General features: G+C 71.7%; 8 protein-coding genes. 3 read left to right on the forward strand and 5 right to left on the reverse strand.

The window, feature by feature from the left end:
• Nucleotides 1–9 precede the first annotated feature (9 nt).
• Nucleotides 10–459 carry a GNAT family N-acetyltransferase gene (locus AC3ETA_RS29160; RefSeq protein ID WP_432195874.1) on the reverse strand — a complete coding sequence of 150 codons (450 nt, stop codon included), beginning with the start codon at nucleotides 457–459 and terminating at the stop codon, nucleotides 10–12.
• Between the two features lie 164 nt (nucleotides 460–623).
• Between AC3ETA_RS29160 and AC3ETA_RS29165 the strand changes: the two genes are divergently transcribed.
• The gene (locus AC3ETA_RS29165) at nucleotides 624–1,664 is read left to right on the forward strand and encodes a lytic polysaccharide monooxygenase auxiliary activity family 9 protein (protein ID WP_432195882.1); all 1,041 of its coding nucleotides are present in this window, start codon (nucleotides 624–626) and stop codon (nucleotides 1,662–1,664) included.
• Between the two features lie 72 nt (nucleotides 1,665–1,736).
• On the opposite strand, the gene AC3ETA_RS29170 is transcribed toward AC3ETA_RS29165, so the two are convergent.
• Together AC3ETA_RS29170 and AC3ETA_RS29175 are read right to left on the reverse strand one after the other, a co-directional pair.
• Nucleotides 1,737–2,609, reverse strand: coding sequence for an esterase/lipase family protein (locus tag AC3ETA_RS29170; RefSeq protein WP_432195875.1), 873 nt, complete (start codon nucleotides 2,607–2,609; stop codon nucleotides 1,737–1,739).
• Between the two features lie 173 nt (nucleotides 2,610–2,782).
• On the reverse strand, nucleotides 2,783–3,229 hold the full coding sequence (locus AC3ETA_RS29175) for a MarR family winged helix-turn-helix transcriptional regulator (RefSeq protein ID WP_432195876.1): 447 nt from the start codon (nucleotides 3,227–3,229) through the stop codon (nucleotides 2,783–2,785).
• 94 nt (nucleotides 3,230–3,323) lie between these two features.
• On the opposite strand from AC3ETA_RS29175, the gene AC3ETA_RS29180 reads away from it, so the two are divergent.
• On the forward strand, nucleotides 3,324–3,698 hold the full coding sequence (locus AC3ETA_RS29180; protein ID WP_432195877.1) for a cupin domain-containing protein: 375 nt from the start codon (nucleotides 3,324–3,326) through the stop codon (nucleotides 3,696–3,698).
• Between the two features lie 78 nt (nucleotides 3,699–3,776).
• Here the strand turns inward: AC3ETA_RS29180 and AC3ETA_RS29185 are convergent, their stop codons facing one another.
• Both AC3ETA_RS29185 and AC3ETA_RS29190 read right to left on the reverse strand, forming a co-directional pair.
• Nucleotides 3,777–4,778 carry a DNA polymerase Y family protein gene (locus AC3ETA_RS29185; protein ID WP_432195878.1) on the reverse strand — a complete coding sequence of 334 codons (1,002 nt, stop codon included), beginning with the start codon at nucleotides 4,776–4,778 and terminating at the stop codon, nucleotides 3,777–3,779.
• On the reverse strand, nucleotides 4,775–8,221 hold the full coding sequence (locus AC3ETA_RS29190; protein WP_432195879.1) for a DNA polymerase III subunit alpha: 3,447 nt from the start codon (nucleotides 8,219–8,221) through the stop codon (nucleotides 4,775–4,777). The genes AC3ETA_RS29185 and AC3ETA_RS29190 overlap by 4 nt, the downstream gene beginning before the upstream one ends.
• A gap of 164 nt (nucleotides 8,222–8,385) precedes the next feature.
• Between AC3ETA_RS29190 and AC3ETA_RS29195 the strand changes: the two genes are divergently transcribed.
• Nucleotides 8,386–9,465, forward strand: a complete 1,080-nt coding sequence (locus AC3ETA_RS29195) for an ABC transporter permease (protein ID WP_432195880.1) — start codon at nucleotides 8,386–8,388, stop codon at nucleotides 9,463–9,465.
• Nucleotides 9,466–9,795 lie beyond the last annotated feature (330 nt).

Consider the following 9,795-nt stretch of genomic DNA (forward strand, 5'->3'; position numbering starts at 1 on the left):
CGAGACACGTCAGGTGAGCCGCTTTCGGTAGTGGAGCCGGTCGTACCGGCCGTCCACCCGGCGCTCGACGAGCTCATAGCCGTACTTCGGGTAGATCTTCTGGTTCTCCCACATCAGGGCGTTCGTGTAGAGCCTGACCTCGGGCAGGCCCAGCGCACGCGCGCGTGCGTCCACGAAGCGCAGCAGCCGTCTCCCCACGCCCTGGCCATGGGCGTCGGGGTGGACGGCGATGCTGTCGAGGAACAGATGGTCCTCGTGCGCCTCGATCACCACGAGCCCCAGCACGGGATCCCCCGTCACGAACACCTTCCCCGCGGCCACGTTCGCCGCGTGGTCCGCCGTCATGGGCACGGGGACCACCCCGATGCGCTCGATGTACGGCGTGTACGCGGCGTCCGTCACGGCCTTCACCACCGGTACGTCGGCAGCCGTCGCGGGGCGGATCTCCTCGGTCGTCATGGCCTGAACGCTACCTACCTGATCTCAGTCTGAGCACTCCCTTAAGGCGACCCTAAAGATCGCCATCACCCGCCTCCAGCAGGCGATTTCGCGGGTTCCTCGGGCTAGTTTCTGATCGCCCCCACGGGATTCACCCCATGCATCAGGCCCTCGAGGAGATCTTCATGTCCGCACGCCGCAAGGCCGCCGCCGTCACCGCTCTCGGCCTGACCCCGCTCGCGCTGACCGCCCTCGCCGCCGCGCCCGCCTCGGCGCACGGCTCGATGGGCGACCCGGTCAGCCGGGTCTCGCAGTGCTACGCGGAGGGACCGGAGAGCCCGAAGTCCGACGCGTGCAAGGCGGCGGTCGCGGCGGGCGGCACGCAGGCCCTCTACGACTGGAACGGCATACGCATCGGCGACGCGGCCGGCCGGCACCAGGAGCTGATCCCGGACGGCAAGCTGTGCAGCGCGAACAGCGAGGAGTTCAAGGGCCTGGACCTGGCCCGCGCCGACTGGCCGGCGACCAGCGTGAGCAGCGGGTCGTACACCTTCAAGTACCGCGTGACCGCTCCGCACAAGGGCACCTTCAAGGTGTACATCACCAAGCCGGGCTACGACCCCGCAAAGCCGCTGGCCTGGGACGATCTGGATCTGTCGAACCCGGTGGCGACGGCCACCGACCCGGCTGCGTCGGGCGGCTTCTACACCTTCTCCGGCACCCTGCCGCAGCGTTCCGGCAAGCAGCTGCTGTACGCGGTCTGGCAGCGCTCGGACAGCCCGGAGGCGTTCTACTCCTGCTCGGACGTCACGTTCGGCGGCGCAAGCGGCGGCGGCACCGGCAACTCCGACAGCACCGGCGACTCCCCCGGCACCGGCAGTGGCGACTCCGGCAGCGAGGCGTCCGCCGCCCCGAGCGCCTCCGCGCCCTCCGAGGAGCAGATCGAGGCCGGTGCGGACCAGTCGACGATCGAGCACCACGGCCACGGTGACCAGGACGCCAGTACATCGGCGGAGCCGGCCGCGGCGGCCGAGGACGGCCCGTCCACCGCCCCGGCCAACCGGCCGAAGGCGGCGGGCGCCACCGAGAACCTGGCCGAGACCGGCGGCGACAGCAGCACGGCGTATCTCGCGATGGGCGGTGCGGCGACGCTCGCGCTGGGTTCGGCGGTGCTGTTCGCCTCGGCGCGCCGGCGGGCGGCAAGCGCTGGTCGGCAGGGCCGCTGACGACAAGGACTCCGGGGCCTGAACGGCGGCTCAGGCCGGTCAGGCCCCGGCGGTGTGTCCGTACTCAGCCGCTCAACTGAACACGGACGCGCAGGTGGTGGGGCGGGCGTGGGCGGGATCGAGCGCGTTGGCCACCTCGTGGAAGGCGATCCGGTCGGTGATGCCGATGAGTGCGTGCTCCGAGATGTCGACCGCGCACAGGTCCTGGATCAGGACGTTCTTCACGTCGGGCCCGGTCAGGAACTGGGTCCGCCACGGCGTGACCACCTCGTCGTACTTGGTGGCGATGACCGTGTAGCGCACACCGGGGACGGTGTCGCCGCCCGCGTTGAGCTTGGTCATGAAGTCGGACCCGACGACCTGCTGGGCGAGGGCGGGGGTCGCGGCGCTGAGCAGGTCCTCCGCGCCGGGGAAGTACGGCAGCAGGTTGGTGAGCCCCGACAGGGTGGTGCCGTGGTTGTTGGGTGCGATGCCGACGAGGGCGTTCACCTTGCCCGCGCCGCCGAGGAACTTGAGGTAGTAGCGGGGCATCATGCCGCCCTGCGAGTGGCCGACGAGATCGGCCTCGGCGGCGCCGGTCGCGGCGAGCACCTTGTCGACATAGGCGGACAGTTGCTCTGCCGACTTGTCGATGGGGCCGAGGGCGTGGAAGAACGGCACGCCCGGCAGCTGGCCGTAGTCGAGGGAGAAGACGCAGTAACCGCGGTGCTTCAAGTAGGGTGCGAGTCCCAGCCAGTTGTCGACGGAGTTGGCGAAGGTTCCGTGGACGAGGACGACGGGGCGGGGATGGGCGGCGGACGGCTTGCAGTTGTAGTCGTTCCAGCCGCTGCTGGAAGCCGCCGTCGTTTCGGCGGCCTGGGCGGTGGTGGCGGCGGGGACGACGGCTACCGCGGCGGTCAGGAGCAGTGCGGCCAGCGGTCTGAGCACTCGTTTCCAGGGCAGCATCGGGTGATCTCCTTGCGGCTCAAGGGAGGTGCGACGGCCTTACGCCCTGTGATCCGGATCACGAGGATGCTGTTCACTCGTCAAGTTACGGGTGAGTAGCAGACGTGTGAAGTTACGCGTCAGTAAAAACTTCCAGTGATAGTCAGAGGTGCACTGCATCTACTGATGAACCATCACCAGGCAGGCCGGATGGGGCCATTGGGCGCGATACGCGCCAATTGCCCCAGCAGCGACCGCACCTGCGCCTCCCCCAGCACATCGGCCCACCCCCGGACGGCATCGGCGGCCGCCTCCTCGGCGGCACGAGTGCAGGCCCATCCCCGCTCGGTCAGCACGACCAGGCGGGCCCGCGCGTCATCGGGGTGCGGCCGGCGCTCGGCGTACCCCTTGCGCACGATCTCGTCCACGAGCTGACTCGCGGCCTGCTTGGTCACGCCGAGATGGACGGCGAGGTCGGTGGCGGTGGCCCCGGCCGGGGCAAGCCGGGCGAAGGCGAAACCGTGCGCGGGCCTGACCCCCTCGAAGCCCCGGGCGACCACGCCGTCGTTGATGCGCTGCGTGAGCTCACCGGCGACGGCGAGCAGGGCGGCGGACAGGGCCATGGCTTCGGAGTTCTGCACGCAGGCATTGAAACACCCTTGACGGGTCGGTCAAGCAGCTTGACCATAAGCTCATACAGTCAAGCAGCTTGACCATCTTCCCGAGGAGGCATCCATGCCCGTGATCCGAGCGTCCGAGGCCGTCACCCACGAGATCCACGGCGCCCGTTTCGTCTCGTACGCCACCCCCGGCACCGGCAGCAAGGAGCTGTGCGCCTGGCGCGGCGAGATCCCCGCGGGGACCAAGGCGCCCGCGCACACCGTCAGCCGGGAGGAGATCCTGCACCTCCTCGACGGCGAGCTGCTGGTCACGCTCGACGACCGCACCGACCGGATCACCGCGGGCGACACCCTGATCATCAACCCCGGCGCGACCCTGACGGTCGAGAACCCGACCGGGCGGACCGCCGTCACCTGGGTCACCACGTCGATCGGACTGACCGCGGAACTGGCCGACGGCACGCTCATCACGCCGCCGTGGGCCAACTGACCCGCGCACGAGGGGAACTATGTCATCCGCGACAAGGCCGAGGAGACCTGGGGTTAACTGACCCGCGCACGAGGGGAACTATGCGGCGAGGGACCCCGGCATCACCGCGTGCGGCCCGAACTTCGCCCGTGCGCGGTCCGCGACCTCCTCGATACGCCGGGCCTTCTCGTCGAGCGGGTCGAAGGTGAGCTGGTAGGAGGCCTGCTCGGCGGGGTCGAGGCCCTCGGCGCGCAGGGCCAGAGCCCGGACGCGGGCGCGCTGGAGGCCGAGTGCCTCGTACATGCCGTACGCCGCCCTGGTCAGCGCCGCCGAGTGGGCCGTCGGCTCCTTCAGGGTGCGGCTGCGGGTCGTCGAGATGGGGGCGCCCCCGCTCGAGCCTGTTCGAGAGTGGGGGAGGTCGGCGTAGCGGACGGTGAGGGTCAGGGTGCGGCAGACCTTGTCCAGGGCGCGCAGCCGGGCGCCCAGTTCCTCGGCGGCCGAGAGCAGGGCACGGCGGTGCCGGTCGGGGTCCAGCTCGTCGCGGGTGAAGGGGCGTTCGGTGGCCAGCGACCGCGACACACCGTCCGGGACGACCCGGCCCCGGTCGATTCCGCTCGCCTTCTCGCGCAGCTCGCGGCCCGCCTTCGCGCCGATCAGCCGCTGGAGCGTGGCCAGCGGGGCACCGGCGACCAGGCCGAGGGTGTCGAGGCCGTACTCGCACAGGGTGCGGGCGGTCGCGGCACCGACGCCGGGCAGCGCGGCGACGGGCTTGCCGGCGAGGAACTCCGCGGCATCCTCGGGAACCGCACACGTCACTCCGGGCCGCGCCTCCCCCAGCGCGACGCGGGCCAGCATCGGCCCCGGCCCGGCGCCGATCGCGCAGTCGACCCCGTGATGGGCGAGGGCGCGCACCCGGATCACCGACGCGAGCTCGACCGCGTCCCGCCCGAAGTACCGCTCGGCGCCGCGCAGATCGGCCAGCGCCGCATCCGGTGGCAACGCCTGGACGACCGGCGTGAAGTCCTCCAGCAGCCCGAGCAGCACCGGCAGGGCCGCCTCGTGCGTCGGCGGCAGCTGGAAACGTACGCAGAGGATGGTCATCCCGCACTCCCCGGACTCTGGTGCCACAACTTCCGTACCTGTGAAGGCTCTTGACCCGCCGGTCGCAGATCGGCCCACGGGTTCAGTTCGTATCCGGTGGGCATTTGGATTCGCCGGCCGCGCGCCGGATCCCCGTCGTCCCCCGCCGGCGCCGCCACCGGCTCCGCCAGCCGGGCCGCCACCACGTCCAGGCCGCCCTCGGCGCGCAGCTCGATCAGCTCGGCGAGGTTCCAGGCGGCGGATCCCACCACGCTCAGACTGCGCGGCCCGCGCCGCTGCACCACGCCCCGCACCAGCAGCAGCCAGGAGTGGAAGACGGTGTGGGCACACGCATCGTGCGAGTCGTCGAAGAAGGCGAGGTCCACCAGCCCCGTCCCGTCGTCCAGCGTGCTGAAGATGACCCGCTTGCCGGACCGGATCGGCGGCGTCTGGGTGGCCGCCTTGGCCCCAGCGACCAGCACGCTCTCGCCGTGCCCGGCATCGCGCAGCCGCCGCGCCGACACGACGCCCAGCTCGTCGAGGAACGCCCGGTGGTCGTCCATCAGATTGCGTGAGGCGTCCATGGACAGCACTCCCAGCTCGGCACTGAGCCGCTCCGCCGAGGTGAGGTCGGGCAGCCCTGCCGCGGCGGTCTCCCGCCCGCCGGCCAGCGGGAGTTGCCCACCGCCACCGCTGCGGGCGCCCCGGTGCAGTTCGGTCAGATGCAGCTGCAGATCACGCCGGTTGGCCCCGAAGGCGTCCAGCGCGCCGACCTGCGCGAGCCGCTGGGCCAGCGGACGGCTGGGCCGGGCCCGCTCCCAGAAGTCGAGCAGCGAGGCGTACGGCTGCCCGTCCGCGACCCGTGCCGCCTCGGCCTCGCTGATCCCGTGCACATCGGAGAGGGCGAGCCGCAGTCCCCACACCTTTCGCGAGCTCTTCGACTCCCCTGATTCAGACACCAGTTCGATACGGTGGGCGACTCCCGACGCGTTCACGTCCAGCGGCAGGATCGGCACCCCCCGCCGCCGCGCGTCCGCCAGCAGCAGCCGCTTCGGATACATCCCGGGGTCGTGCGTGAGCAGCCCCGCGTAGAAGGCGGCCGGATGATGGGCCTTCAGCCAGGCCGACTGATAGGTCGGCACGGCGAAGGCGACCGCGTGCGCCTTGCAGAAGCCGTACGACCCGAAGGCCTCGACGATCTCCCAGGTCCGCCCGATGGTCTCCGCGTCGTACCCCTTGGCCGCCGCGTGCTGCGCGAACCACACCCGGATCCGCCCCTGCGACTCGGGGTCGGACAGCCCGCGCCGCACCCGGTCGGCCTCGTCCCGTCCGCAGCCGGTCATGATGTGCACGATGTCGATGATCTGCTCGTGGAAGACGACGACCCCGTACGTCTCCCGCAGCGGTCCTTCCAGATCCTTGTGCGGATAGCGCACGGGCGCCCGCCCGTGCCGTGCCTCGATGAACGGCCGCACCATGTCGGCGGCGACCGGCCCGGGCCGGAAGAGCGAGATGTCGACGACGAGGTCGTGGAAGGTGGCCGGCTGGAGCCGCCCGACCAGGTCGCGCTGCCCGGGCGACTCGATCTGGAAGCAGCCCAGCGTCTCGGCGGACCGGACCAGCCGGTACGTGGCCGGATCCCCGTCCGCCACCCCGTCCAGGTCGACCCGCTCCCCCGTGGCCCGCTCCACCTCCGCGACCGCGTGCGCCATCGCCGACTGCATCCGCACGCCCAGCACGTCGAGCTTGAGCAGCCCGAGGTCCTCGACGTCGTCCTTGTCGAACTGCGACATGGGGAAGCCCTCGCCGCTGGTCGGCATGACCGGCGTACGGGAGAGCAGGGAGGCGTCCGACAGCAGCACCCCGCACGGATGCATGGCGATGCCGCGCGGCAGGGCGTCGAGCGCCTCGACCAGCTCCCACAGCTTGCCGTACCGCTCCCGCTCCCCGGCCAGTCGCCGCAGCTCGGGCAGCTCCTCCAGCGCCGCGCGGGCGTCGCGGGCGCGGATGTGCGGGAAGGACTTGGCGATCCGGTCGATGTCGGCGGGGTCCATGGACAGAGCCGCACCCACGTCCCGTACCGCATGCCGCACCCGATAGGTCTCCGGCATGGAGACGGTCGCGACCCGTTCGGTCCCGAACCGGTCGATGATCGCCCGGTAGACCTCCAGCCGCCGAGCGGACTCCACATCGATGTCGATGTCGGGCAGCACCGGCCGGCGCTTGGACAGGAAGCGCTCCATCAGCAGCCCGTGCTCCACGGGATCGGCGTGCGCGATGCCGAGCAGATGGTTGACGAGCGACCCCGCACCGGACCCACGCGCGGCCACCCGGATCCCCATCGCCCTGACGTCGTCGACGACCTGGGCGACCGTCAGGAAGTAGGAGGCGAACCCGTGGTGGGCGATGATGTCCAGCTCCTGGTGCACCCGCTCCCAGTACGCCCGCCGCCCGTCGTAGCCGCGTCGCACCATGCCCGCCACCGCCCGCGAGGCGAGCGCCCGCTGCGCGCTGCGCCGCCCGGCGCCGACGAGATGCGGCTCGGGAAAGTGGACGGTGCCGATGCCCAGGTCGTCCTCGGGATCGACGAGGCACTCGGCAGCCGTCGCCCCGGTCTGCTCCAGCAGCCGGTGCGCGGTGTCACGCCGGAACCCCGCGGCCTCGACGACCCGCTCGGCGACCCGTGCCATGTCCCCGGCGCCTTTGAGCCAGGCTTCACCGGAGTCCAGTTCCTTGGTGGAGTCGATGGGCACGAGCCGGCGCGCGGCGTCCAGCACATCGGCGACCGGCCCCAGGCCCGGGTCGGCATAGCGGACGGCATTGCTCAGCACGGGCCGCAGCCGCTGCTCGGCGGCGAAGCCGACGGTACGGGCGGCCAGCCGCAGCGAGCCCGGCCCGGTGCCCTTGCGCCCGTGCCAGACGGCCTCCAGCCGCAGACAGTCGCCGTAGATCTCCCGCCAGGGCACGAGCAGCCTGGCCGCCCGGTCGGGACGGCCGGCGGCGAGCGCGCGTCCGACGTCGGAGTCGGGCCCGAGCAGGACGATCAGGCCGTCCCCCCGGTTGTCCTCCCGGGGCAGCATCGGCGGCCCCTCCCCGCCATGCGCCGCCGAAACGATTCGGCACAGATCGCCCCATCCCCGGGCCCCGTCCCGCCCGAGAAAAGTGACCCGCTGACTCGACTCATCGACAAAGGCACCACCCCGCACCGGAGCCCGCCGCCGCCCCGCACCCTCCCCCGAAACCCCGAACCCCGCCACGGCCAGCTCCACACCGAACAACGGCCGCACCCCCGCCGTCGCACACGCCTTGGCGAACCGAACCGCACCCCCGAGCGAGTCACGATCAGTGAGCGCCAACGCGTCCATGCCCCGCTCGGAGGCACGCTCGGCCAGCCGCTCCGGGTGCGAGGCGCCGTACCTCAGGGAGAACCCGGAGACGGTGTGCAGATGCGCGAAGCCCGACACACACACCTCCCGCGCCAGCGAGTCCGAGCCATTACTCGAACATCAGTTCCCAACTCTCCCACCCCCACCATAGACCATTCCGGGACCGTTATCGAACACTCGTACGACATCCGTTCGGCCGCCTCCCACCTGCGCAAACGCCCTCGGCCCCGGACCGTGGGGGCATGACGCAGACCCCCGGCGCCGGCACTCCCCACCCCTCCTTCCTGGCCGAGGTGAAGGACGCCGTCACCCCCCGGGCCACGATCCTCGTGACCGGCACGGTGGTCCTCGCCCTGCTCTTCATCGCCTCCTACGTGGGCGCCCTCCACGACCCGAAACCCAAGAACGTGCCCTTGGGAGTAGTGGCCCCCGAGGTGGCCGCCCAGCAGACGGTGGACCGACTGGAGAACCTGCCCGACGACCCGCTGGACCCCCGCGCCCTGCCCGACGTGGAGACGGCCCGCGACCAGATCCTGGACCGGGAGATCGACGGCGCCCTGGTGATCGACCCGACCACCACCACGGACACCCTCCTGGTCGCCACCGGAGGCGGCAGAGCACTGGCCGTCACCCTGGAGGCCCTGGTCGCCACCCTGGAGAGATCCGAGGCCCGCACACTCCGCACGGTCGACGTGGCCCCCGCCGACCGCCACGACTCCAACGGGCTGACGTCCTTCTACGTGACCGTGGGCTGGTGCGTCGGCGGCTACCTCTGCGCGTCGATCATCACGATCAGCTCGGGCGCCCGCCGCCCCACCCTGAGACGCTCAGTGATCCGCCTCATCGTCATGGCCCTGGTCGCGGCCGTCGCCGGCCTGGGCGGCGCCCTGATCGTCGGCCCCGTCCTGGGCGCACTGCCCGGCAGCATCGCCGCCCTCTGGGGCGTGGGCACCCTGACCGTCTTCGCCGTGGGCGCGACCACCTTCGCCTTTCAGGCCCTCTTCGGCATGGCCGGAATCGGCTTGGTGATCCTGATCGTGGTGATCCTGGGCAACCCGAGCGCGGGCGGCGCCCTGCCACCCCCGCTACTCCCCCCGTTCTGGCACGACATCGGCCCGGCACTACCCCCCGGCGCGGGCACCTGGACAACCCGCTCGGTCGCCTACTTCAAGGGCAACGACACGACCGGCTCCCTGCTGGTCCTCTCGGCCTGGGCAGTGGCAGGAACGGCGATCACCCTCCTCGCCGCGACGATGCGCGGCAAGCACCGAACGCCGACCGCACCTGCCGCACCGGGTCCGACGGCGACTGCGGGCCCGTAGCGGCCGATCGCGCCCCCCAAAAAAAGGACAGCGGGTTGCAGCGGGCCTGCGCCAAGACGCGACCGCAAGCGACGCAACCGTTCGCGCAGTTCCCCGCGCCCCTAAAGGCAGGGCGTTGCAGCAGGCCCGCGCCGAGCCGTGACCGCACCCGTCACAACCGCTCGCGCAGTTCCCCGCGCCCCTGAAAGACAGGGCGTTGCAGCAGGCCCGCGCCAAGCCGTGACCCCAACCGCCCCAACCACTCGCGCAGTTCCCCGCGCCCCTGGGGCGTCGCAGTCGCCCACGGCGGCAAGGGGACGTGCCGGGGGGTGTCCGCCCGCAGCGGCGGGC

The sequence above is a fragment of the Streptomyces sp. bgisy027 genome (assembly GCF_057710365.1).